Genomic DNA, 25272 nt, shown 5'->3' with positions numbered 1-25272 from the left:
AGGGCCCTTCGCCGCGCATGCCGCTAAGGGCCCTCGGAATCCTAGAAGCCGGCGATGGTGGCCGGGGTATTGATGCCGACAACGTGGAACGCCTCGGCACTGCGGCCTTCCTCCAGGCCGCCGCGGCGCGCGTTGGTGCGCAGCATCGAACGGACCCTGGCATCCATCCGTTCCACGTCCGGGTGCTGGCTCGCATGGATCCGGATGGCTTGCACTTTGGTATCGACAAATTCGGTGATGTCGACAAAATGGTTTTCCCGCTCCGCCGGTCCGCCGAAGAACCACAGATACGGCACCTTGTAGGCAGGCAGGCCGGCTTCGGCAAGTTCCGGATAGGCAAACGGATTTTCCACCGCGGGATAGACCGCACGGGTAACTGCCTCACCGCAGGCGAGATGGTCCGGATGGCTCTTCTGGATCCGGTCCCAGGCCCGTTCCGGGTGCATGGCCAGCACAATATCCGGACGGATTTTCCGCATCAGTTCCACCACCATGCCGACAACCTTGTAGCTCGGTTCCAGAAAACCGTCGCGCTGGTGAAGGAAATGCAGGTCCGACACGCCGCAGATCCGTGCTGCTTCGGCCTGTTCGGCCGCCCGCATCGCCACGATTTCCGGCCGGTGCGCCTCGTCGAATCCGCCGGCATCGCCGTCGGTCATGATGCAGTAGCTCACCTGCGTGCCGGCGGCGGTCCAGCGTGCAATGGTTCCGGCGGCGCCGAAATCCAGGTCGTCAGGATGGGCCGCGAAGACCAGGACCCGCTCAGGTGCGGTGACTGGCCCCTCGGCTTCCGTGGGCAAAGCTGGCATATGTTTCCTCAACCCTTCCGCTTGCGGATTTCCGCGGCTGCCTGCGGTCGCGCAGTGCGCTGCCGGCACAACTTAGCTAACCATACCGGCGGCGTCCCGGGACTCGTGCCACGGACTGGGCAGGCCCGGAACCGACGTAAAAAGAACCGGCCGCGGACCCGATGGAGGTTCCGCAGCCGGTCTGGTTCTTTACTTTAGGGAGATTCAGTTTTCCGGATTCTCGCCCACTGTTACGTCGATGCTCTGCTCTTCGCCGCCGCGCAGAACTTTCAGCGTAACGGTGTCACCCACGGGCTGCTCACGGATGGCCGCCGTCAGTGAGAGGCTATCCTCGATGACACGTTCCCCGACCCCCGTGATGACATCTCCTTCGCGCAGTCCGGCCTTGTCGGCAGGTGATCCCCCGCTGACGCCGGCGACCTCAGCCCCGACGGAGAACTGTGTGCCCCCGCGTGAAGCCTCCGCAGCCTTGGCCGTGACGGTGACGCCTAGATAACCGTGCGTTGCTTTGCCGTCGGCAATCAGGTCCTGGGCGATACGCTCTGCATAGCTGCTCGGGATGGCGAAACCGACACCGATACTCCCGCTGTCTTGGCTGGCGGATGCGATGGCAACGTTTACGCCGATGACTTCCCCGTTGGTGTTGACGAGGGCGCCGCCCGAATTGCCATGGTTGATGGCGGCGTCAGTCTGGATCACGTTGAGGTAGATGCTGCCCTTGCCGGAGGGCTGGTTGCCGGAATCTTCGGGGAACTGGAAGTTCCACTGGTCACCGGGATTAGGGGTTTCCTCTTCCTCGGGCACTTCCGAGGAAGACACGCTGATGGTCCGGCTCAGCGTCGAGATGATGCCGTCCGTCACCGTCCCGCTCAGGCCCAGGGGCGCCCCGATGGCGATGGCGGTGTCCCCGACATTGAGCTCGCTTGAGTCGGCGAAGGAAGCAGGCGTCAGACCTTGCGCTTCAATCTTGATCACGGCCAGGTCGGAAAGCGGGTCCGTTCCCACGATGCTGGCCCGGTGGACTTTGCCGTCGCTGGTGCGGACCTCCACGTTCGCGTCCGCAGCCTGCCCGCCCAAAGTGACCACGTGCGTGTTGGTGAGGATGTGGCCTTCCTTATCGAGGATAATGCCCGAACCGGAACCGCCCGAATTTCCCGAGGCGACGGAAATCGTCACGACGCTCGGGGATGCCTTGGCCGCGGCAGCAGTGATTTCATTGACCGAGTCGGTGTTGTTGACGATCAGCTGCTCCGCTGAACCGGAAACAACGGACGACGGCGCCACGTCACCCGCCAGCGACTGCGCTCCCACCGCCACTCCGCCGCCTGCGAGCCCGGCTAGGAGCATGCCGGCTACCAGTGTGCCGCTTCCGAACCGCTTCCCGGCGGCTCGCTTGGGCGTCTGGGTGTCCGTAGACGCAGCCGACGCGTAGTAAGGGGCGGAGCCGTGCTGCCCGTAGCCGGCCTCCGATGATGCGTCGGACTGGCCGTAGCTGCCGGAATGGCCGTACGCACTTTGCTGGCCGTAGGGATTGTGCCCGCCGTACTGATGCTGCTGCCCGTAGGAGCTCTGCTGCCCATAGGGGTTCTGCTGGCCGTAGGGGCTGGCATCGCTGTATCCCGTTTGCTGTGAAGCCGCGCCGTGCCGCGTCTGGTCGGCGGAGCCCTCGTCTGTGGTTTCGCCGGACGTCCCCGACTGGCTATGGTCCGAACCATCCCGCCGGTGCCAGCCCGTAAGCGGCTCGGTCGGCTGCGATGACTGAGGAAGCGACTGAGTACGCGGATTCTGCTCAGAACCTGCTGGCTCGCCCCTATCCGATTCGCCGGCTGGGGTGCGGTAATCAGCGTTGGCGTCCGCTGCAGTCGGTGGCTTTGCCGGCTGCGGCGGGACCTGGGGCCGGAAGGTGGCTTCCGGATCCTGGTTGTGCTCAGTCATAGTTTCCCTTTCCTTGGACTGTTACCACTATGCCTTCTCTATCTGAGACCCGGGCCGGTATTCGCTGGAAGAAAACTGGGAATACGCCGAATGCCCGGTGAAGCATGGGTTTCGCTCGGGTTGGCATACCGGAATCGGTCCGAACGGGACATTGCGCTTCCGGCGTACCCGCTCCCGAGACGGTAGATCCGGGTGGACGCTCCCACTACCGCCCCATAGAATCAAAAACGGGGCGGATCAACGGTGCGCTCCGGTATCCGCCACGATATCAACCGGGCTTCCGGACGATACTGAAGGGTTCTACATGCGATCACTGCTCACTCGTTTGGGGGCCGCTGTTGGGCTCTCGGCGGTCTTCATGGCTCCGGCCGCGGCCAACGCCGAACCACCGGTGGAGATCCCGCCCGGCGAGTTTGTGATTGATAAGGCAGGCGTCCTTGGTGCCGAACAGGCCGAAGTGGAGGATGCGATCAGCAACCTGCGCCAAGAAGAAGGCCTGGGCTTGTACGTCATCTACGTCGACGAATTCGAGAATCCCTCCGATGCGAGCGCCTGGCTGCTGGAGACCGCAGAGCAAAAAGGGCTGGGAAGTTCTGACAGCATGCTCGTCGTTGCGGTGGAATCACGTGATGCCCACTTCCAGTCTGCGGAAGGAAGTCCTGTTGCAGCCAGCGACCAGCAGATCTTCCAGTCGCTGAGCCCCGCACTCGCCCAGGACGAGTGGGCGGAAGCAGGCGTGCTGGCGGCAGAGGCCATCGCTGACGTGGCCTCCGGTGGCAGCGGAGACGTCGGTTCTTCCTCCGGCGGCGGTTCGCTGGCGCCGGTGCTCTTGATGGGCGGCGTCGTCGCAGCGGGCGGAGTCGGCACTTATTTGTATGTGAAATCCAAGCGCCGCAAGGGTTCCGGCCGCGGAGAACCACAGATCCAGCGTGGACCGGATGGCAAACCGATTGATCCGCATGACGCGATGAGCGTGGAGGATCTACGCAAGAAGGCCGGCAGCCTGCTGATTGCCGCCGATGACGCCATCAGATCCAGCGAGCAGGAAGTCGGCTTTGCCATGGCCCAGTATGGCGAGGCAGCTGTCAAGCCGTTCCACGAAGACATCACCGCGGCCAAAGCGCACATGATGGAGTCCTTCAAGCTCCAGCAGCAGCTCGATGACCACATTCCGGATACCGAGGAACAGCAACGGGCTTGGCTTGGCGACATCATCCGTCGCTGTGTAGCGGTCAGCGCATCGCTCCAGGAACACAAGGAAGATTTCGATGCGCTGCGGGAACTGGAAAAGAACGCTCCCGGAGCCTTGGCCAGCGCCCGTGAGGGTGCCGAGGCAGCGCGTAAAAGGTTGGATGCGGGCCGTGCCGACCTTGACCGGCTCCGTGAACGGTACGCGGACTCCGCACTTGAGCAGGTTCGCGACAACATCGATCAGGCGCAGGAACGGCTTGATTTTGTGGACAATGCTGCAGCCACCGCGCAGGAGAAGCTCGATGCCGGAGACCGCAGCGCCGCGGTTGTCGCCGTCCGGGCGGCGGAAGAAAGCGTCTACCAAGCCAATGTCCTCCTCGATGCGATCGGCAAAACGTCCAAGGACCTGGACGCCGCGAGATCGGCCATGGAAAGCGCAATTTCGGACACGGCCCAGGATCTTGCCCATGCCCGTGCCCTCATCGCTAACGGACAACATCCAGAGCTTGCAGGGCCGGTCGCCGAAGTCGAAACGGCGTTGGAAGGCATCCAACGCGAAATCGTCGGCGGCCGGATCGATCCGATCAGCATCGTCCAGCGCCTCGACGCGGCGAATTCACTGGACCGCTCGCTGACCGGCATCCGAGATGCCCAGGAACGCGCCCGTAGGGCACGCGAGTCGCTGCAGCACACCATCATGTCGGCCCAGGCACAGATCTCGGGAACCTCGGACTACATCCAGGCCCGCCGCGGCGGCGTCGGCAGTGAAGCCAGGACCCGGCTGGCTGAAGCCGAACGCAACCTTGCCTACGCTCTGCAGATCGCCGAATCGGATCCCGAACAGGCCCTCAACTATGCCCAGCAGGCTAACGCCCTCGCGCAGCAGGCCAGCCAGATGGCACAGCAGGATGTAGACGGTTTTGGCGGCATGGGCGGTATGGGCGGCTTCGGCGGCGGCGGAATGTTTGGTGGCCGCGGTGGCGGCCTCGGCGGCGCCATCCTTGGCGGAATCCTGATCGATTCCATCCTGCACGGCGGCCACGGCGGACACGGCGGCGGCTTCGGCGGCGGTGGCGGTGGTGGGGACATCTTCGGCGGCGGCGGCTTCGGCGGCTTCGGCGGTGGCGGTTTCGGCGACGGCGGAGGTGCCGGCGGCAACTTCTAACTGGATAAGAAACCGGGCAGCACAAGGGCTGTAGTCAAGAATCAGATAGCAGGACGAAAGGTATCACAGTGGTTAAGCAGTCAATCTTTGGCCGTATCGCACAGCTGGCAAAGGCCAACATCAACGCAGTTCTGGACCAGGCCGAAGACCCCCAGAAGATGCTGGACCAGATGGTCCGCGACTACTCGAACAACATTGCCGAAGCCGAGAGCGCCGTCGCCCAGACCATCGGCAACCTGCGCATGCTTCAGGACGATCACAACGAAGATATGGAAAACGCGCGCAGCTGGGGCAACAAGGCCTTGGCTGCCAGCCGCAAAGCCGACGAGTACCGCGCCGCGGGCAATCCCGCCGATGCGGAAAAGTTCGATAACCTCGCCAAGGTTGCCATCCAGCGCCAGATCTCTGCCGAGAACGAGGCCAAGGGTGTCGAGCCCACCATTGCCTCCCAGAATGAGGTTGTCGAAAAGCTCAAGACCGGACTCAACCAAATGAAGGGCAAGCTGACCGAGCTCCAAAACAAGCGCAATGAACTCGTGGCGCGCGCCCGTACGGCTGAGGCCCAGACCCAGGTGCACGACGCGCTCAAGAGCATCGACATCATGGATCCGACCAGCGAAGTGGGACGGTTCGAGGAAAAGGTCCGTCGGGAAGAAGCGCGGGTCCGCGGCGCTCAGGAACTGGCATCGTCGAGCCTGGATTCACAGTTTGAGAGTCTGGAGGATCTGGGCGAGCAAACCGAGATCGAAGCCCGCCTGGCTGCTTTGAAGTCCGGCTCAAGCTCTGCCTCAATCGAATCCGGCCAGTAGCAACATAGGACGGCCCTAAAGACGGCCGTCCGATGCGGGGCTGTGGTGAACGATGTCGCCACAGCCCCGGTATGGGCTTCTTCCCGTTCTCTTCGGAAACCACTCTGAAGCCTTAAGCCAAAAGGTCCCGACCGGATGTTTCCGGTCGGGACCTTTTCCTTGTTGCGGGGAGAGGATTTGAACCTCTGACCTCTGGGTTATGAGCCCAGCGAGCTACCGAACTGCTCCACCCCGCGGCGCGGTCTTTACTCTACCGGCCGCGGGGTGGCTACGCAAATCGGCGGGGTCAGCCCTCGGGTGCCGGGGCCGGCGTTTCCGCCGGAGCCTCTTCGCCACCCTCGGCGGGAGCCTCACCCGACACAATCCCTTCAGCTTCGAGCGCATCCTGCAGTGCCCGGTTCAGCTTCTCCTGGGCTGCACCGTAGGCCGCGAAGTCACCTTCTGCCAGCGCCGCCTCGCCCTCACGGATCGCGGCATTCGCCGCTTCAAGTGCCGCCCGCAGATTGGCCTCCGCGTTGCCGCCGCCACCTTCCGCAGGCGGGGCAGCCGGATCGTCCGGTGTCTCGCCGACGTTCCCGGCGTCGCCGGTCGTCGCACCGGAGTCGCCGCCGAAGACCTGGTCAAGGGCTTCGTCCAAGGTAGGAGCGAAGCCGACAACTTCGCCGAAGCTGACGAGTACGCGGCGGAGCGTCGGGTAAGCCGAGCTGCCCGAGGACTGGACATACACCGGTTGGACGTACAGCATGCCGCCACCGACAGGCAGGCTGAGCAGGTTGCCCTTGAGCACTTCGGTAGCACCCTGCTGCAGCAGGTTCAGCTCGGTCGATACTGCGGTGTCCGAGTTGAAGAGGTTCTGTGCCTGGCCCGGTGCGGGCACCGACAATGAGCGTGGAATATCAAGCAGCCTCAGCGTGCCGTATTCCTCGCTCTTGACGCCGTCCTCGCCGGTTCCGGCATCGCCCTCGGCGGCAAGGAAGCCGTAGAGGACGTTTCGCGCTTCCTCACCGGCAGGAACGAACGGGATGAACGGCGTGGTCAATGAGAAGGCAGCATTTTCCTGCTCGGGCATCTTCAGGGATAGGTAGAAAGGAGGTTGCTTCACGTCGGAATTCGCACCCAGCGTCGGATCGGTAGGCACTGCCCAGGCGTCGCTGTTCGTGTAGAACTTATCAACATCCGTCACGTGGTAACGGGCCAGGAGTTCACGCTGGACCTTGAAGAGGTCCTCCGGGTAGCGCACGTGGTCCATCAGTCCGGCTGACATTTCGCTGAACGGCTTGAGCGTCGTCGGGAACACTTTCTGCCAGGCCTTGAGAATGGGATCCTGATCATCCCAGGCGTACAGGTCCACTGAACCGTCATAGGCATCGACGGTGGCCTTGACGGCGTTGCGGATGTAGTTGACTTCTTCGGGCGGCAGAGCCACGCTTTGGCCGCCTGCGGTCGAAGAATCTGCAGTTGCTGACTGGAGCTGCTGCGGAGTCGAGTACGGGAAGTGCTTGCTGGTGGTGTAGCCGTCAACGATCCATTTGACCCGGCCATCAATGACGGCGGGATAAACATTTCCATCTACCGTCAGGTAGGGCGCGACCTTTTCCACCCGTTCCCGCGGATCCCGGTCGTAAAGAATCTGTGATTCGGCATTCACCTGATCCGAGAGCATCAGGTCGGTGGACTGGAATTTCAGCGCGTAAACAAGACGGTTGAAGGCGTTGCCCACGCTGGGTCCGCCGTCGCCTTCGAAGGTATTCCGCGACTCTGTCTCGGACTCCTCGCTCTGCGGACGGTCGATCTCGATCGGGCTGTCGCCTTCGGGTGCGCCAACAATGGAGTACTCGGGAGATTGCTCGCCGAAGTAGATCCGCGGCTCGTAGGCCTCTTCATTACCCAGTACACCCGTGGTCGGAATGCCGGACTGGATAAAGGTCGGCTTGCCATCGGGCTCGACGCTGGAACCGGCGGCGGCGACGACGCCGTAACCGTGGGTGTAGAGGACATGCTCGTTGACCCAGCCTGCGGGCACGCCCGCGGTGTTCAACTCACGCACCGCAATGACGGTGTCCTGGATCTCGCCGTCGATCTCGTAGCGGTCCACGTTCAGGATTTCCGGGAACTGGTAGTACTGCCGGAACTGCTGCAACTGGCTAAAGGCATCCGAGACCAGGTTGGGATCAAGCAGGCGGATGTTCGCCGTCGTTTCGGCGTCCTGCCGCAGGGCGCCAGCCTCGGCCTCAACGGTCGCGTTGTAGGTTGTGGTCTGGACCTCGTCGAGTCCGTAGGCCTGACGAGTCAGGGCGATGTTGTGCTCGATGAACTCCGCTTCGCGGCTCAGTTCGGACGGCTCGACTTGGAAGCGCTGGATGACCCATGGGTAAACGCCGCCGGCCAGAATAGCGGTAATGATCAACATGGCGGTACCGATGATCGGCAGGCGCCAGCGGCCCGAGAACACGGCGACGATAAACAGGATGGCCACAATGATGGCCGCCACGGCCAGAATCGCCTTGGTCGGGATGACGGCATTGACATCCGTGTAGAGCGCGCCAGTCCATTTGCCGGAATCCGACTGCAGGGTGCTGTAGCGGTCCAGCCAGTAATTCACACCCTGCAGGAGCAGGAAGAGGCCGGCGAAGACGGCTACGTGGATACGGGCAGCGTTGGAAGCGAAAAAGCCCTTCTCCTCCAGCCGGATCCCGCCGTAGAGGTAATGGGTCAGGAGACCGGCGATGCCTGCGATCAGTACCACGCTGACCAGGAACCCCGTCAGGAATCCCAGGAAGGGCAGCGTATTGGTGTAGAAGCTGTAGTCCAGGTTGAACTGGGGATCAGTTTGTCCAAAGGAAACCTGGTTGAAGAACAGCAGCACGGTCTGCCAGGCGGAGGCCGCCGCTGTACCGGCGAAACCACCGAGCACAATCGGAATACCGATCATTAGCAGCTTGCGTACGGGCTCGAGCTGCTCCTGGTACCGGTTGAGGTTATCCTGCAGAGCACTGTCCGGTGCATAGACCGGACGTGACCGGTAGGCGAGGCGCAGGCTCAGGTACACGGCAGCAGCCATGATCAGGAATGCGATCAGGAAGACGGCGATTTTCGTGCCGTTTTCCTTCAGGAATACTTCCAGATAGCCAAGCTGGTTGTACCAAAGGATATCCGCGTAGATTTGCGAGAAGAAGACGAACCCGACCACCAGCACGGCCACCACAATGAGGGTGGGTATCAGCGGGGAGCGTTTCCGTGTTAATTGGGTGGGCGCGGTTGGCCGGTCATCACGGGGCCGGTCTTGTCCGAATGTCACTCTTTACCTCATTGTCAGCGTGCGTTGTGCTTGACGGCGGATCCATGCCTATGCATGAGGCCCCTCCATCTAAACCACGAATGAGCAGCCCAGGAGGTTCCGCTTTCCTTCCATTCTGCCTTGTGGGAACGCCACAACGAAGTCAGGAGCGGCGCCCGCCGCCTTCTGACGCACGATTGTGACACGTCAGCCGCAGGCAGGAAGCGCTGAGCCGTCCTTGCCTTCGCCGAGCAGAGTCACGGCTTCCACGGCGTCTTCGAGAGTCGCCACCTTGACCACCTGCATCCCATCGGGCACATTGCCGACGACATCGCCGCAGTTGGCTTCCGGAGCAAGGAAAACGGTCGCGCCGCGCTGATGCGCGCCATACATTTTCTGTTCGATGCCGCCGATCGGACCGACGTTTCCGGACGAGTCGATGGTGCCGGTGCCGGCGACGTGCAGTCCCCCGGTCAGTTCCCCTGGCGTCAGTTTGTCAACGATGCCCAGTGCAAACATCATGCCGGCGCTGGGCCCGACGACGTTTTCCAGCTGAATTTTGACGTCGTAGGGGAACTCGAAGTCGGTCTCAAGCAGGACGCCGAGCTGATACGCGCCCTGGGCGTTCGCTTCCGGAGCGACCTGGACGGTCTCAGGCTCGCCGTCACGGAGGACCTTGAGCTCCACGGGTTCGCCACCGCTGGCATTGAGCTCATCACGAAGAACATCGATGTCCGTGACCGCGGTGCCGTTGATGCTTTCGATGACGTCATCCCGTGCCAGTAGATCTGCCGCAGCTGCACCCTCGGCGAAACCGACCACGGACAGGTCTTCCTCGAAGTCGACGCCCAAGTGGCTCAAGGCTGCCGCAACGGACGTTTCCTGCGAAGAGTCCATGGCTGCCGCGTTTTGGTTCTGGATCTGCTCGCCGGAGACACCCGGAGGGTATACGAGTTCTTCCGGCGTGACGCTCTTGTGTGGATCCAGCCAGGCAGAGGCTACTTCGAATAAACGCACAGAGCCACTGGGGCCGCCACTCATGTACACGGTAGTCATATCCAGTGCGCCTGAAGTGGGATAGGTCTTTTGGCCGGGGATTTCGATCAGCGGGACGTCGTTCACGGCGCCGATCGTGTTGAAGGTAGGACCGGGAGATTCCACGATGTAGGGCGATGGCAGAGCCAACGCAAGCACGCCAAGGACGACGGCGACGACGCCAGCGCCAATCATGACCGGATGCCGTCGGTTTTTTTGCTTGCGCGGCGTCAGCGGCGCTTGCTCCCCGAGGTCGGTCGGCTCAGTCAACAGTGGTTTCCTTCTCTCATCGTCGCCCGCGGCTTACTCCAGGCACAGCATGAAAGGCGCCGGTCAACCGGAGCCCTGCACCAGCCTACGCGCTTTGCCTGGGGGAACGCCCGCAATCCGGAGCCATCCACCTGGACGCTTCACTGCGCAACGAGGCCGCGCAACTCATTTGCCTAGAGCGAACCGGGCTCAACAAGCACGACATGGCGTGAAAACTAGCGGTAACGTGTAGTCAGAAGCAACAATCCGGCGACGGCCACAGGCCCTGTTCCACGCCCGCATGGCCCCAGCACACCCTCACAAGGACCGGTGGTATAGATGACCTCCAACCCATCCAACAACGGCGACGATCCGAAGGATCCGCTGTCCGAAATGTTTGCCAAACTTTTCGGCGCTGAGGGAGCCGGCATGGATCCCGCAGAAATAGCCAAGGCGGCAGGCCTGCCGTCCGATCCCAATGCCCTGGCGCAGATGATGCAGCAGGTCCAGGCCATGATGAGCGCCGAAAATGAAGGCCCGGTCAACTGGAAGCTGGCCCGCGAGAGCGCACGTAAGGTTGCTGCCTCGGACAGCGACCCCTCGGTTACTCCCGCCCAGTCCCGCGAGGTGGACGAGGCGTTGCGCCTGGCCGAGATGTGGCTGGATCCGGTCACCGATTTCGCCGGCACGGGACTCATGGGCAGGGCTTGGTCACGGGCCGAATGGGTTGAGGCCACGTTGCCGACCTGGAAGCGGTTAACCGAACCGGTGGCCAACAGCATTGCTTTCGCCCTCACGAGCGCGCTCTCCGAACAGGTGCCGGAGGACATGAAGGCGATGATGGGCGGGGCCCATTCGATGCTGCAGAACATGGGCGGCGCCCTGTTCGGGATGCAGCTGGGACAGGCCGTCGGTGCTTTGTCCAAGGAAGTTGTCGGTTCCACGGACATCGGCATCCCTCTGGCAGAAGGCAAAATGGCGCTGTTGCCCGCCAACGTCAGGGCCTTCGGCGAGGGCCTGGATATTCCTGAGTCGGAGATCCGGCTCTTCCTCGCGGTCCGGGAGGCGGCCCACGCCCGCTTGTTCATCCATGTTCCCTGGCTGGCTGGACACCTTCTGGGTGCTATCGAAGGCTATGCCCGAGGCATCCATATCGACATGTCCCGGATTGAAGAAGTAGCACGGGAAATCGATCCCACCAATCCCGAATCCATGCAGAACGCTCTCTCCCAGGGCGTGTTCATGCCGCAAAGGACACCGGAGCAAGACGCCGCCTTGGTGAAGCTGGAGACGACTTTGGCGCTGGTCGAAGGCTGGGTCGATGAACTGACAGCCGCGGCTACGGTGAATCTGCCCTCCGCGGGTGCATTGCGGGAAACCGTGCGCCGGCGCCGTGCAACGGGCGGACCGGCCGAGCATGCCTTTTCCGCTTTGGTCGGATTGGAACTGCGTCCCCGCCGCCTACGGGACGCGGCTGCTCTCTGGGCTGCTCTGGCCGAGGAACGCGGCATCGAAGGCCGGGATGCCATCTGGCACCACCCGGACTTGCTGCCGACGTCTGAAGATCTAGACGACCCGGCAGGCTTCAGTTCCCGGCGCCAACTGCTGGAAGCCTCGGATACGGAGGTCGACGAGGCCCTGCAAAAGCTGCTGGCGGGCGGATTTGATGAGCCTTCCGACGATGCTGATACGGATACCGGAGAGGATGAGAACGGCGACTCCAAGGATGGGCGCCAGGACTCCTAGTCCTCCACATCGTCGCCCAGCGGATCCCCGCCGCTGTCGCTGAGGCCCCGGCCCATCGCAAATGCTGCCCCGTCCAGAAATGCCTTGGCCCGGGCAAGGTCAGGATATGGCTCGAGCGTGCTCCAGAAATCCGGCCCGTGTCCGGGAACCACCAGGTGGGCGAGTTCATGCAGGATCACGTAATCGATGACCCATTGCGGCATGCCCTCGATCTTGTCGGAAATTCTGATGGTGCCGCGGGCCGGGGTGCAGGATCCCCAGCGCCCGTTCTGGTTGGACACCCACCGGATGCTCTCCGGGCAGGGCTTCCCGGAAATGTATCTGCCGGACAGCATGGCGGCCCGGTGCATAAGCGCTTCGTCGCTTCGGGCCCTCCGCTTTCCGACGTCGGCGTCCGATTTCACCTCGAGACGGGCGACCATCCTGGCTACCCACTCACGTTCCTGGGCGTCTGTGAAATGACCGGGAATGGAAATGACCATTTCGCCGTCGCGCCAGCCTGCAGATACCGTGCGCCGTCGCCGGTTGGAGCGCTTGACCACTACCGGTTTACCGTCCTTGGTGGTCAGCGCGGCCTGGCCGTCTCCTGCCCGTAAAGCTGTACTCTTTTGTCCGTCCCGCATGGCAACGACGTTACCGTGAATGGGCCTTCCCAAGAATCGCGCACTCGCTGCACCTTCGATTCTGTGGATAACTCCTTCCCCGCCACTTCCGGCATGCCAGCATGGAATCCCGGAACTTCGAAAGGAGAAAGCTGTGGCGGAGTTGAAGATCAATCCCGGTTTGCGCCTGATCGAGCGCCGGGGCACGGTGCAGATAGGCTTGGGCCCCACCGGCCTGGTTCTGGAGGGCACCGGCCAGGGGGATCTGGAATTTTTGTACCGCCTGCGGACCGGTCTCGACGACACGGAACTGGATCGCACTGCGGTGGACTGTGCCATCACCCCGGAAAGGGCGCAAGCGTTGGTGGCTGCGCTGGAAAGTGTGCTGGTAGAACCGCCGGCCAAGTCGGAGCAACTCAGCGGATTGCGTCTGGACCGTCTGGCGCCTGATCGGGCGCACTGGTCCGCGGTGTACTCCGTCGACTCGTCGTCGCTGCTGGCGGACCGGGCAAGGGCAGCCGTGCATCTGATCGGGCTGGGCAGAACGGGCGGGGCTGTCGCCTGTGCGCTGGCCGCTGCGGGCGTCGGCACACTACTGCTGGAAGACCGGGCCAGCGTGGGGCCCGCCGACGTAGGATCGGGAGCGTTCAGGCTGGCCGACGTCGGGCTGAACCGGGCGCAAGCTGTCCGGAAGATGATCCGCAACATCGACCCGACGGTTTCTACGCACATCCTGTCCAACAGTATGGACCCGGAAGCCGCCGCGGGTCGCCCGCGCTTCCTGAACCTCGTTATCTACACTGACCGTGATGTGCCCAACGCACGCATCAGCCGCGGCCTCTCCGAGGGTGACAATCCCCACTTGTCGTTGCTGCTTCGTGAGCGGGACGCGTTGATTGGCCCCCTGGTGGTACCCGGGCAATCCGCGTGCCTGGACTGCTTGGATCGGCATCACGCCCAAACGGATCCCGACTGGTATGAGCTGTGTTCGCAGGTACACGGCGCCAGCGCGGAGACCGGCGCCGTCGATGAAGTAGCCCAGTCTGTTGCCGCGGCGGGGCTGGCAAGCCTGCAATCGCTGCTCTTTCTGGATGGCAGGAACCGCCCGGCAGCCTGGTCCGCGGTCCTGCAGTTGCGTTCAGTCGATGGCGCCGTAGGCCGGCACGAGTATCGGCCCCATCCCGAGTGTGCCTGCCAGCTGCAGCCGGCCCTGCAGGACAGCTCTAGCGGCTCAAGGGGCTTTGAGGCTAATTAGTGGAAAGTATGCGCAACACGTCTTCGCCATAGCGTTCCAACTTGGCGGGCCCGACCCCGGCGAGACGCGAGAGTTCCTGGATGGACTGGGGTCGCGCTTCGGCAATAGCCACCAGCGTGGCATCCGTGAACACGACGAACGCCGGCACCGAAGACTCCAGGGCGATTTCCTTGCGCCACTGCCGCAAAGCCTCGAAGGTCGATTCCTCATAGGTAGGCGGGCAGTTTTGGCAGCGGCCGACTTTGCGTTCGGCGCCTGAATTGAGCAGAGTTCCGCACACTCGGCACACCGCGGGTGCCGCTTGCTTGCGGCGGGAGGGCTTGGCGCCCGTCCGGCTTTGCACTGAGGACGATGATTGCGGCCGCAGCCCGTCCAGGAACCGTGAAGGCTTCCGGTTGGCCCGGCCCCCGGGTGTGCGCGCCAGGGACCAGGACAGGGCAAGATGCTCGCGTGCCCGGGTGATCCCGACGTAAAGCAACCTGCGTTCTTCGTCCACGGCGTCATCCGTGTCCGCGAACGAGATCGGCATCAGGCCTTCGCTGAGTCCGACCAGGAACACGGCATCCCATTCCAGCCCCTTGGCCGAATGCAGCGAGGCCAGCGTGACGCCTTGGACAGTTGGCGCATGCTGGGCTGCAGCACGCTCTTCCAACTCGGTAACCAGATCCTGCATCGTGAACACACCACCGGACGCGCTCCCGCGCGCATTGTCCAATTCATCAGCCAGTGCCACGAGCGCCGCCAGGGATTCCCAGCGTTCGCGTACGGCACCACCGGATTGAGGAGCCTGGGCGGTGTAGCCAAGGTTGGCAAGGATGTCCCTGACCAGCTGCGGCACAGGATCCGTCCCTGCGGCCCGGGCGCCGGCGCGCAGCTGCAGCATGGCATCCCGGACTTCCTTCCTGCGGAAGAACCGCTCGCCGCCGCGCAACTGGTAACCGATATCCGCCGAGGCCAGAGCCTGCTCGTAGGCTTCCGACTGGCCGTTGGTCCGGTACAGCACGGCGATCTGGCTTGCCGCTACGCCTTCATTCAGAAGCGTCCGGATCCTTCCGGCTACCTGTGCGGCTTCGGCCTCGTCGTCGGCGCATTCCGTGAACGAAGGCTCCGGGCCGGTAGGGCGCTGGGCAATGAGTTCCAGCGGGGCGGGCCAGGGGTCGTTGCCGCCGCGCCGTGGCTGCCTGGTACGTGCCGCGAGCAGCGAGTTGGCCAGGTTCACTACCTGCGGGGTCGACCGGTAGTCCCGTACCAGCTTGACCACCTCGGCCTCGGGGAACCGCTTGGTGAACTCCAGCAGATGCCGGGAATTAGCGCCGGTGAAGGAATAAATGGTCTGGCTGGCATCGCCAACCACGCACAACTCGTCCCTTGGTCCCAGCCACAAGTCCAGCAGCCGTTGCTGCAGCGGGGACACGTCCTGGTACTCATCCACGACGAAGTGCCGGTACTGGTCCCGCACGGTGGCGGCGACCTTGGCATCTTCCTGCAGGATGCCAACCGTGATCAGCAGGACATCTTCAAAATCGATGATGTTGCGGTCCGTCTTGACGTCTTCATAGGCCTGGAAGAGCCGGGAAATGGTCGTCAGATCAAACCCTGCCGGCTCGACCCGGTCTGCCGCAGCCTTAAGGTAGGTGTCCGGGGTCAGCATGGACACCTTGGCCCACTCGATCTCCGCGGCCAGATCCCTGATCGCGGCCCGGTCCGTGGTCAACCGCAGCCGCCGAGCGGATTCGGCGATGACCTGGGCTTTGTGGTCCAGCAATCCCGGCAACGGGCCGCCCACAGCGTGGGGCCAGAAGTACTGCAGCTGACGCAACGCGGCAGCATGGAAGGTGCGTGCCTGCACCCCGCCCACGCCCAGGTCACGCAGCCGTGTGCGCATTTCGGCCGCCGCGCGGGCGGTGAAAGTCACCGCCAGCACCTGCTGCGGCTTGTAAACTCCCGAATGAACCCCATAGGCAATGCGGTGGGTGATGGCCCGGGTTTTGCCGGTGCCTGCACCCGCAAGCACGGACATAGGCCCGGTCAGCGTCGACGCAACGTGGCGCTGCTCCTCGTCGAGTCCGCCGAGAATTCTGGCTTCGAGATTGTCAGTGACATCCACAGGTAGTTCCAGGCTCACTTCCCGCCCAGCGGTTCCGGCAGCGCGCTGCCATACCAGTGTTCGATTAAGGCCCGGGCGATCGAGATGCCGCCCGCGACCTGGATCTCGCCGGATTCAATCCCCTGGGCGAGTTCGGCCCGCGTGAACCAGCGGACGTCCCTGATTTCCACACCGTCCGGGACCGTTTCGGTTCCCGTAGCGACTGCGGTGAAGCCCAGCATCAGAGAAGAAGGGAAGGGCCACGGCTGCGATCCCAGGTACTGCGGCGAGTGCACCACAATCCCGGATTCTTCCTCGATCTCCCGGATCACGGCCGCCTCGAGGGACTCCCCGGGTTCCACGAAACCGGCCAGCGTTGAGTATCGCCCCACGGGCCAACTGGCCGAGTTGCCCAGCAACAGCCGGTCGTCTGCGTCCACGACCGAAACAATGATGGCCGGATCGGTGCGGGGATAGTGCTCGCTGCCGTCGGCCGGGCAGCGACGGACCCAGCCACCGCTTTCCAACGTGGTCCGTGTCCCACAGCGCGGGCAGTGGGTATGGACAGCGTGCCAATTTGAGATCGCGGATGCTTCCGCGAACAGGCCCGCGTCCTGAGGCGACAGCGAAGTTGCGACGTCTCGCAATCCCATCCACTCGCCGTCGTTCTTTGCTTCAGCAGTTATCCCCGTCAGGTCTTCCAGGACAATATCCGTTCCCTCGGGAACTTCAGCCCCTGCCACTGCGCGGCCTAGATAGACGGGGTTTTCCGGCATACGGCGCCCGAGTGAAGGCTGCAGCACGATCTTGTTGCCCCGCACGAGCGTTTTACCCGCATTCATGAGCATGACCCAGGTGGATTCCAAGCCCCAGATATCGTCGAACAGGACCGGCTGGCTGCGGCGCTCACAACCCCGGTCCAGGGCGCTGCGGGCAAGGGTCAGGCCGCCCAGCGGAGGACAGCCTGTGGCGTGGGTTGTGGTGCTCATACCTCTACCGTACTAAGCGCGGCGGACCAATTGATATTTGGGCCCACAATCGGGGGAGAACAGGGGGCTCGCGCTTGCCCTGTGTCACGTTCTAGCGACTCGCCGCGGCATCCGCCATGGCTGGGGCAACATTCCAATTACGGTGGACTACGTGAGAAAGACTCCTATGGAACTGGCTGCCATGGCCAGCGCGGCCGTACCCGGGCTGGCGCCTGCCGGCGTTTCCGGGGCTCCCGACGACGCCGCGGACTTCACGTCCGCGGTAGTGATCGACGACGCCGGCAAGCAGTGGCGCGTCCGCTCCCCCCGTCATCCGGAAGCCAGCATGAGGCTCGAAACGGAGTTGCTGGTCCTGCGGTCCTTCTCTCCCGGCATCCGGGCCGAGCTGCCGTTCCAGGTGCCGTCCGTGGCAGGCACCGTCCAGCAAGGGGAGCTGCGCACGTTTGTCTACAACCATGTCCCCGGGGCTACTTTGGAACTCGAGACGCTCGTCGCCGAGGGCGGCAGAGTGCCCACCGAAATCGGCCGGGCCATGGCCGGAATCCATGACTTGCCGCAGGCCATGGTGGACCGCGCGGATTTGCCGAGCTACACCGCTGATGAGTTCCGTCAGCGCCGGCTGAACGAACTCGACCAGGCCGCCACGACCGGCAAGATCCCGCCGGCTTTGCTGCGCCGTTGGGAGCATGCGCTGGAGGATGTCACCCTCTGGAAGTTCAACCCGTCAGTGGTCCACGGCGACCTGCACGAGGACAACCTCGTCATCTGGGACGGTGCGGTCAGCGCCGTCACCGGATGGACGGATCTGCGGATCGGCGATCCGGCGGATGATTTTGCCTGGCTTATCGCCGTCCACGAACAGTCTTTTGCCGACGTCGTGCTGGAATCCTACAACAAGTACCGCAAGGAGCCGGTGGATCCCCACCTGATGCGCCGTGCCGCGCTGGCCGCGGAATTCGCCTTGGCACAGTGGCTGGTACGTGGTGTCGCTGCCGAGGATGCCGCAATGATTGCCGAAGCCGAGGAGATGCTGCAGGAACTTGAGTCCGATATCCGCGAATACGGCGGCCAGGAACTCAGCAGCGAAAAGCTTCCCGTGCCCGCGGCTCCGGCAGGTCCGCCCGCGGCGCCGCCCGAACCTGAGCGAGCCGGCACGCAGTCCGCAGAGCGGCCTGTCGCCGCGCCCCTGATCAGCGAGCGTGTGACGGCGGAGCCGATTCTTCCCGCGGTACCCTCGAAAACGCCAACCGCTGACGCTGGGCCGGTCAATGATACCGACACTGGGCCGGACGATAAGGAATCCGGCACGGACAAGGATGCCGGCGGTTCCGGCCTGAACCCGCCAAAGGAAGACGAGCCGACGGCAGACCGGCCCGGTTCGGCGGAGGCGAAACCGAAGACTCCCGCAGAGAAGACCGACGGCGGTGCCTCCGGCACGGAGACCGCTGCCGCTGATGATTCATTGACAACCACAGCGATCCCCATCATCGAGCCCCGTTCAGGTTCCTAGACGTTCGGAACCGGCGTACGCCGCGCGCACGATGGCTTCGAGTTCGGCTTCACCGGCCAAATCGTGCGGCCGCACGGTCTTATCCGCCGCCACATAATAGAACGCGGCCTTGACCTCCGCAGGGTCGATTCCCTGCAACCGGGCCCAGGCCAGCCGGTACACCGCGAGCTGAACGGCCCGCACACCCAGCTTGTCCGGCGAGGGCGGCGAACCGGTCTTCCAGTCCACCAGGTCCCAGGTACCGTCCTGATCCCGGAAGACAGCGTCGATCCGGCCTCGGACTACAACCTCATCCACTCTGGTTTCGACCGGTACCTCGATGGCCGCCGGCGCCTTCTCCGCCCATTCGGAGGCCTTGAACGTGGATTTCATCGTCTCCAGGTCGTAGGCCTCGTCAACATAGGAGTCCGCGGGCGAGGACAAGTCGTCAAGATCCAGCATGCCGGCGGTGCCGAAGTGCTCCTCCACCCAACTGTGGAACGCGGTTCCCTTGCGCGCGGCCATGCCGGGCCTGCGCGGCACGGGCCGACGCAAGGACTGCGTGACCTCGGCAGCGTTGTCCTTCAGCTCCACGAGCATAGAGGCGGAGATATGCGCCGGCAGCTCGATCTCGTTGGCTCCACGCGCAGCGTTGTGCTCCTGCAGCAGCAGCTCCGTTTCCCTTGCCCACGGTGCCCCCGGCTCAAGCTTCCGGTCCTCCGCAATGGCCTGCAGCACTGCCTGGCTGGCTGCCTCCATGGCAGCACGGCGGCCGGGACGGGCCGGTTCCGGCTCTCCACCGCGGAATATCAGCGGGCCTTCCAAGGGATCGTAGGGCCAGAAGGCCGTCTCGGTTTCCTCGCGGAACGGGTTGGTATCGCCAAGTTCCTCATCGGAGATCCAGGTACCGACCTGCACCGTCGCCGGCTTCTGGTGCGCCAGTTCAGCCAGCTCGGTGAGGAATATGGACGGTGCGGAGGGTTTAACCTTGCTGCCGGCCCAGCCCGAGGAGCTGCAGACAAGCAGGTGCTTGGCCCGGGTGTACGCTACGTAGGCCAGGCGCCGCTCCTCCTGTTCGTTGTGGGCCTGGACCTCACCTTTGTAGACTTCTTCGGCGGTGAACCAGGACAACTGGTCCGGCTGCTCGGTGTCCCACTGCGGCAGGTCCGCCCCGTCACCGCGCAGGGGCCAGGGCAAGGCCTCGTTTCCGCTGCTCCAGCGGTTGTCGGATCCGCTGGGAAAGGCGCCGTCGTTGAGCCCGGGGACAAACACAGCGTCCCATTCCAGTCCCTTGGAAGCGTGCACGGTCAGCAACTGCACGGCGTCCTTGCTCACGTCTATCTGGACGATGTCCAGCCCGCCTTCTTCCGCCGCGGCGGCTTCGAGCCAGGCCAGGAAAGCCAACAGGTCAACCCGTTGCGCGGTCTGCATGAAAGTCGCGGCGGCATCATGGAAGGTATCCAGATGCCGGCGTGCCTGGTGGATGGTAACGCCGGGTTTGGACGCCACTTCGATGTCGAGCAGCATGGCCCGTTCGACTTCGCCCAGCAACAGGGGAAGCTCGTCCCCCACGAAAGTCCGCAGCTGCCGGACCTCCGCCGACAGCCGCTCCAAGCGGGCCAGCGCTTCGGGGGTCAGCGAGCGGCCGTTGCGGGACGTCCAGCCAGGTTTGGGCAGCCGGTCCAGGGCCTCCACCAGGGAGGCCGCCTCCGCCAGATCCTGCTGGACAACCTGAGGGGATGCCTTGTCGTCGGCATCCAGGTCCACCGACTGCCGGTCCTCGGCCGCCCGGCGCCGCTGTGACTCCAGAAAGCGGGACCAATCAGCAAACGCCATCAGGTCCGCGGGCCCTATGCGCCAGCGGGCACCCGCCAGCAGGCGCATGAGGGAGTCGGAGCGGCCGGGATCGGCCAGCACTCGCAGCGTAGCGACGAGGTCGATTATCTCCGGTTGGCTCAGCAGCCCGGCCAACCCGACGATCTCGTAGGGAATGCCCTTGTCCGCGAGTGCTTTGGCGACGCCGGCGATCTGCGCCCGCCGGCGGCACAACACGGCCGTGGTGACAGGCTCGGCCCTGCCGGTCTCCGGATCCCGCTCGAATACAGTCCGGCGTGCCCTTGCCACGCCGGCAGCCACCTGTTCCGCTTCCTCGGACTCGCTGCGGTAGCGGGAGAGGGTCACCGTGCCCTCGACGGCGTTGGGCCGCGGCTTGAGTGCAGGTACCTCGAGCCGGCCCGGCTTCGACCGGTTCGGGTCCACCCTGTTCAGCGGCGCCGAAATCGTGTTGGCCATGGCGAGCACGTTCACGGCGTTGCGCCAGGCTACGGTCAGGAAGCTGGCGGGAGCGACGCTGCGCTGCCCGTCCTCGCCAACGAGCGGGAAATGCTGGCGGAAGGCGAAAAGTTGTCCGGCCGATGCTCCCCGGAATCCATAAATTGACTGGTTCGGGTCCCCCACCGCGGTAACGGGATGGCCGTCACCGAAGAGTTTGGAGAACAGCACCATTTGCGCGTGCGAGGTGTCCTGGAATTCGTCCAGCAGCACCACTTTGTATCGCAGACGTTCCAGCTCGCGGGCCTGCGGAACGTCCTTGGCGATCGCTGCCGCCAGAGAGACGAGATCGCCGTAGTCCAGCACTCCGCGCTCACGCTTGGCCCTGCCGTATTGTGCGGCGAGTTCGGCAACGGTGATCCGGGTCCGCAACCGGTTCAACAGAGACACGACGGCGGCTTTTGGCTGCCGCGTGCTGCCTTCCACATAGGGCAGCGAACCGATCCTCTCGACGTCGTCCTGCAGGAGTCCGATGGCGTCCTGCGGCGTTGCCAAATGCTCCGAGCACTCCGAGGCGAACTGCATGACTGCCTTGACCAGAGTGGACTTGGCCGCCGTCAGATGCCCGATATCCCCGTCATAAGCCTCCACCACTTGGCTGGCAAGCTGCCACGACTGCGCGCTGCCCAGCAGCACGACGTCGCGTTCGATGCCGAGCCGGAGCCCGTAGTCGGAAACCAATCCGTTGGCGTACGAGTGGTAGGTGGACACCTTGGGCTCCAGCAGTCCGGCCGCGTCATCCGCGCCCTCCGGCAGCAGCCCGTGGTGGGCGAGCTTGTTGAGCTGGACGCGGATCCTCGCCGCCAGCTCGCCAGCCGCCTTCCGCGTGAAGGTCACACCGAGGATCTCCTCCGGCCGGACCAGCCCGTTGGCCACCAGCCACACCACACGGTCCGCCATTGTGGCCGTTTTGCCCGAGCCCGCGCCCGCAATGATGAGGAGCGGCTGCAGTGGCGAACTGATGATGTCCGCCTGCTCGGGGGTGGGCAGATGCTGGCCCAGCATCCGGGCAAGTTCATCCGGGGCGTAGGTTGTGAGGACCTGTTCGACGCTCACTCGGTTACCTGCCTTCCTTCGGCGCACAGCGGGCAGAGTTCGGGGACACGGCACCCGTGCGAACCACCGCGTGCTTTTTGCGGATCGTGACGGGCTTCAAACCGATTAGCGGACATCAGACCGGCCGCCTCATGGATCATCGGAGTAGCCCAATCTTCAGCGGTGTCCAGTCCGTCCTGGTGCTGGACCTTGACGTTCTTCAAGTCCTTGCCTAGCTGGACCAGCGCGGCTCCGCCGGGATGGCGGCTGGCATTCGCTTCCCGGGATCCGGCCTCGTCAAAAGCCCCGGCCTTGACCGCGGCCTGGTAGCTGCCCAGCTGGGGATGCCGGTCCAGATCGGCCGCGTTCGGCGCCGATTTGCCCGTCTTGAGGTCGATGATCACGAGCCTGCCTTCGCGGTCCAGTTCCAGCCGGTCAACCTGTCCCCTCAGCCTGGCGATACGTTCAGGGCCTTCGATATCGACGGAAAAGTCCTGCTCTACGCCTAACAGGCTCCTCCCCTCGGACCGCATATGGAGTACGTACTGGGCCAGCCGGCGCACCATGCCCTCTGCCCGCTGGAAGTCCAGGCGGCCTTCCCAATTTTCCTTCATGCCCAGCGCCGGCCACCGACGGGTGAGTTCCTGGACGTACTCATTTCCGGTCGCATCGGGCATGTCCTGGGCAATGGCGTGGACCAGGTTGCCCAGGCTTCGGGCAAAGTCCGTGGCGGCCTCGCCGCCGGCCGCCTGAACAAACCAGTCCATCGGTGAGGCGTGCACCGCTTCCACCCGCGACGGCGACACCGGCACCGGCTGGTCCGGCGGCACGATCGGTGCATCGGTGGTCAGGGGCAGCAATCCCCACCATTGCGATGGATGTGCCCCCGGTACGGGAACGGGGCTTGAGGCCAGCATGGCGAGCCCCGCCGCTGCCTGGGCAGCGCGTTCGGGCTCCTTGGCTCCTTGCTGTGCCCACTGCCGCAATTCGGCGGCCAACGCGCGTACCGTCCGCGGCCGCATGACCGTGGTCACCGGCCGCGCCACTTCCTCGTCCAGCCACGGATCCACCACATCAAGGAACCCGGAAGGTTGGGCGTCCTCTGACTGCACGGCAATGCATATCAGTCTGCGCTCGGCCCGAGAGATAGCGGTTGAAAAGCTTCGGAGCTCGTCGTAACGCGTCTCCCGAAGCCTGGATACGACGTCGATTTGTCCTGCCTGCTCGATGCCATGCTCGAGGACATCCACGAACTGCGTACTGCCCAGCAGCTCTCCACGTAACCTGGTGTTGGGCCAGATACCCTCCTGGACACCTGCCACGATGACCATCGGCCAGCCGCGTCCCGCTGCGCTGGCCGGAGTCATCAGTTCCACGGCTTCACGCATTTGCGCGCGGGGAGCGAGGTTGTCCATCGGTAGTTCCTGGTTCAGCAGATAATCAAGGAACTGGGCGGGGCTGGAGCCGGGCAACTGGTCGACATACCGCTCCGCCGTTTGGAACAGGGCCATGAGAGCATCCAGATCCCGGTCCGCCCGGACACCCGCCGGACCGCCCTGAAGCGCCTGCGCGGACCACCTATCGGCAAGTCCCGCGGCGGACCATAAAGCCCACAGCACAGTCTCCGCATTGGCACCGGGCTCCTGTGCCGCCTGCGAACCTGAACCGAGCATCGCCGCGATCCGCTTTGCCGGCCCGGCTTCGCGGCCCAGAGTCTGGAGGGTCGCCGGATTCTGCAGCGCCTCCACCAGCAGTGCGTCGCTGGACCGGCCGCCGCCGCCGAGCCGCTCTTCACGTCGCAGCGACTGGCGGAGCCTGCGCAGGTCAATGGCGGTCGCGCCGCCCATCCGCGAGGTCAAAAGTTGGACTGCCGTTTCTGCGTCCAGCCGGTCCGGTTCCAGCACCATGGCAAAGGCATCCAGCAGCGGCCGGACGGCGGCTTCGTCCCGGACCGCCGTTTCCGCCACCGGAACCTTCACGGCGATACCTTGCCCGGAGAGATAACGTGCCAGTTGCGAAAGCTGGCCGCCGGTGCGGACGATTACTGCCATGTCGCTGAGCTTGAAGCCGTCAAAGAGCCGGGCTTCAAGAATCCGCTGGGCAACGTAGCGCTGCTCGTGGACCGGTGAATCAACCAGATGGGAACTGGCCTCCGGAGCCAGCCCCGAACGGGCCGGCTCCGTCTGCCGCCCATCAGACTCCGCAAATGTCAGTTCGCGTGCCTTTTGTGCCCCGGCGACCAAGGAAATCCGCGAGGCAACCCGTTGCCAGGCTGCCGACACCGTTGGCCCCATGCGGTGGGAATCGGTCAGGGCCATGGTCCGAAATGGTCCTCCACCGGATGCCAACAGCTCGGACAGGCGCGCCAACAGATCCGGCCGAGCGCCACGGAAACCCTGGACAACGGTGTCCGGGGAGGCCGTGACAATGGTGTCCTTGCCCTCGGCGAGGACGGCCAGCAATTCGTAGACGGCAGGATTGGCCTCCTGCAGGTCATCGACCAGAATCAGCCCGAGCCGCTGCCGTTCGCGGTCCAGGAAATCTTCATCGTCCATGAGCAGTTGCCGCGCCGCAGTGATAATACCGGCCGGGTCGAAGGCCTCCGGCATGCGCAGATCGATCAGGTCACGGTACTCCCGGAACAACCGCGCCGCCGACTGCCAGTCTTCACGCCCGCCGGCGACCCCCATCGCCTCCAGCTGTTCCGCGGTGCTGCCGTATTCAATGACGCGGTCGAACAGTTGCCGGATCTCGTGCCGGAATCCTCGGGTTCCGAGCGCCTCATCAAGCTCGCTGGGCCACCTGACGGCACCGCTGTGCCCGGTGCGGTGGCCCTGCAGCAGTTCGGCAATGATCTGATCCTGCTCCGGGCCGGACATCAGTCGCGGAGCCCGCTCCAGCAGCGGCAGCCGGCCCTCGGCCCGGGCTCTCCGGATCAGATCGAAGGCGTAGGCAGCCCAGGTCCTCGCCGGCGTTGTGCTGAGGCTTCGGTTCAGCCGCGCCGTGAGCTTGTCCCGCAGACGTGCAGCGGCCAGGCGCGACGGAGCCAGCATCAATACCCGCGCAGGATCCAGGCCGGTTTGTTCGACCCGGCGGACAGCGTGTTCGACCAGCACCGTGGATTTGCCGGTGCCCGGGGCACCATAAACGAGCACCGGACCACAGCCTTGGGGCAGCGAGATAACGTCATTCTGGTCCGGACGTTCGGCCGGCTGCTCTGCCCGGGACCGGTTCGGCCGCACCAGTTTGAGTTCCGGTGCTTGCTGCAT

Annotated in this window: 14 protein-coding genes and 1 tRNA gene; 5 read left to right on the top strand and 10 right to left on the bottom strand. The window is 64.2% G+C overall.

The window, feature by feature from the left end:
* Nucleotides 1-41 precede the first annotated feature (41 nt).
* Nucleotides 42-809 (bottom strand): PIG-L deacetylase family protein, encoded by a 768-nt coding sequence (locus HGO92_RS09290; RefSeq protein ID WP_169994003.1) that lies wholly within the window; start codon nt 807-809, stop codon nt 42-44.
* A gap of 204 nt (nt 810-1013) precedes the next feature.
* On the bottom strand, nt 1014-2744 hold the full coding sequence (locus HGO92_RS09285) for a S1C family serine protease (protein WP_169994001.1): 1731 nt from the start codon (nt 2742-2744) through the stop codon (nt 1014-1016).
* A 304-nt stretch (nt 2745-3048) separates the two neighbouring features.
* Here HGO92_RS09285 and HGO92_RS09280 point away from each other — a divergent pair, with 304 nt between their 5' ends.
* Nucleotides 3049-5100 carry a TPM domain-containing protein gene (locus tag HGO92_RS09280; protein WP_169993998.1) on the top strand — a complete coding sequence of 684 codons (2052 nt, stop codon included), beginning with the start codon at nt 3049-3051 and terminating at the stop codon, nt 5098-5100.
* 68 nt (nt 5101-5168) lie between these two features.
* Complete coding sequence (locus HGO92_RS09275; RefSeq protein ID WP_169993996.1) at nt 5169-5909, top strand: PspA/IM30 family protein; 741 nt, start codon at nt 5169-5171, stop codon at nt 5907-5909.
* Nucleotides 5910-6071: 162 nt separating this feature from the next.
* Here HGO92_RS09275 and HGO92_RS09270 read toward each other — a convergent pair.
* The 3 genes from HGO92_RS09270 to HGO92_RS09260 form a co-directional block, all read right to left on the bottom strand.
* A tRNA-Met gene (locus tag HGO92_RS09270) sits at nt 6072-6145 on the bottom strand.
* A gap of 50 nt (nt 6146-6195) precedes the next feature.
* A complete protein-coding gene (locus HGO92_RS09265) occupies nt 6196-9207 on the bottom strand; it encodes a UPF0182 family membrane protein (RefSeq protein WP_440915769.1) in 3012 nt (1003 codons plus the stop codon).
* A gap of 186 nt (nt 9208-9393) precedes the next feature.
* Nucleotides 9394-10491 carry a YlbL family protein gene (locus HGO92_RS09260; protein ID WP_240974523.1) on the bottom strand — a complete coding sequence of 366 codons (1098 nt, stop codon included), beginning with the start codon at nt 10489-10491 and terminating at the stop codon, nt 9394-9396.
* Between the two features lie 318 nt (nt 10492-10809).
* Here HGO92_RS09260 and HGO92_RS09255 point away from each other — a divergent pair, with 318 nt between their 5' ends.
* Nucleotides 10810-12216: a zinc-dependent metalloprotease gene (locus tag HGO92_RS09255; RefSeq protein ID WP_169993993.1), complete on the top strand. Its 1407-nt coding sequence runs from the start codon at nt 10810-10812 to the stop codon at nt 12214-12216.
* Here the strand turns inward: HGO92_RS09255 and HGO92_RS09250 are convergent.
* Nucleotides 12213-12839 carry a M48 family metallopeptidase gene (locus tag HGO92_RS09250; protein ID WP_169993990.1) on the bottom strand — a complete coding sequence of 209 codons (627 nt, stop codon included), beginning with the start codon at nt 12837-12839 and terminating at the stop codon, nt 12213-12215. The two genes, HGO92_RS09255 and HGO92_RS09250, sit on opposite strands and share 4 nt — an antisense overlap.
* Nucleotides 12840-12972: 133 nt before the next feature.
* Between HGO92_RS09250 and HGO92_RS09245 the strand changes: the two genes are divergently transcribed.
* Nucleotides 12973-14073, top strand: coding sequence for a ThiF family adenylyltransferase (locus HGO92_RS09245; protein WP_169993987.1), 1101 nt, complete (start codon nt 12973-12975; stop codon nt 14071-14073).
* On the opposite strand, the gene HGO92_RS09240 is transcribed toward HGO92_RS09245, so the two are convergent.
* Entirely contained in the window at nt 14066-16180 is a 2115-nt protein-coding gene (locus HGO92_RS09240; RefSeq protein WP_346768900.1) for an ATP-dependent DNA helicase UvrD2, read from the bottom strand. The two genes, HGO92_RS09245 and HGO92_RS09240, sit on opposite strands and share 8 nt — an antisense overlap.
* A 14-nt stretch (nt 16181-16194) precedes the next feature.
* A complete protein-coding gene (gene nudC / locus HGO92_RS09235; RefSeq protein ID WP_169993980.1) occupies nt 16195-17148 on the bottom strand; it encodes an NAD(+) diphosphatase in 954 nt (317 codons plus the stop codon).
* A 151-nt stretch (nt 17149-17299) separates the two neighbouring features.
* Between nudC and HGO92_RS09230 the strand changes: the two genes are divergently transcribed.
* Entirely contained in the window at nt 17300-18658 is a 1359-nt protein-coding gene (locus HGO92_RS09230; RefSeq protein ID WP_169993977.1) for a phosphotransferase, read from the top strand.
* Here the strand turns inward: HGO92_RS09230 and HGO92_RS09225 are convergent.
* Both HGO92_RS09225 and HGO92_RS09220 read right to left on the bottom strand, forming a co-directional pair.
* The gene (locus HGO92_RS09225) at nt 18647-21973 is read right to left on the bottom strand and encodes an ATP-dependent helicase (RefSeq protein WP_169994430.1); all 3327 of its coding nucleotides are present in this window, start codon (nt 21971-21973) and stop codon (nt 18647-18649) included. The genes HGO92_RS09230 and HGO92_RS09225 overlap by 12 nt on opposite strands.
* 47 nt (nt 21974-22020) lie before the next feature.
* Nucleotides 22021-25272, bottom strand: coding sequence for an ATP-dependent helicase (locus HGO92_RS09220; protein ID WP_169994428.1), 3252 nt, complete (start codon nt 25270-25272; stop codon nt 22021-22023).

Origin of the sequence: Crystallibacter degradans (genome assembly GCF_012952295.1) — a bacterium.
Lineage (GTDB): Bacteria > Actinomycetota > Actinomycetes > Actinomycetales > Micrococcaceae > Crystallibacter > Crystallibacter degradans.
This window is presented reverse-complemented; position numbering and strand designations above follow the sequence as displayed.

What these genes read in the sequence shown, in the direction of transcription:
- HGO92_RS09280 (WP_169993998.1), top strand. Translation starts at nt 3,049, where the DNA reads ATGCGATCACTGCTCACTCGTTTGGGGGCCGCTGTTGGGCTCTCGGCG.
- HGO92_RS09290 (WP_169994003.1), bottom strand. Translation starts at nt 809, where the DNA reads ATGCCAGCTTTGCCCACGGAAGCCGAGGGGCCAGTCACCGCACCTGAG.
- HGO92_RS09250 (WP_169993990.1), bottom strand. Translation starts at nt 12,839, where the DNA reads ATGCGGGACGGACAAAAGAGTACAGCTTTACGGGCAGGAGACGGCCAG.
- HGO92_RS09285 (WP_169994001.1), bottom strand. Translation starts at nt 2,744, where the DNA reads ATGACTGAGCACAACCAGGATCCGGAAGCCACCTTCCGGCCCCAGGTC.
- nudC (WP_169993980.1), bottom strand. Translation starts at nt 17,148, where the DNA reads ATGAGCACCACAACCCACGCCACAGGCTGTCCTCCGCTGGGCGGCCTG.
- HGO92_RS09225 (WP_169994430.1), bottom strand. Translation starts at nt 21,973, where the DNA reads ATGCTGGGCCAGCATCTGCCCACCCCCGAGCAGGCGGACATCATCAGT.
- HGO92_RS09255 (WP_169993993.1), top strand. Translation starts at nt 10,810, where the DNA reads ATGACCTCCAACCCATCCAACAACGGCGACGATCCGAAGGATCCGCTG.
- HGO92_RS09220 (WP_169994428.1), bottom strand. Translation starts at nt 25,272, where the DNA reads ATGCAGCAAGCACCGGAACTCAAACTGGTGCGGCCGAACCGGTCCCGG.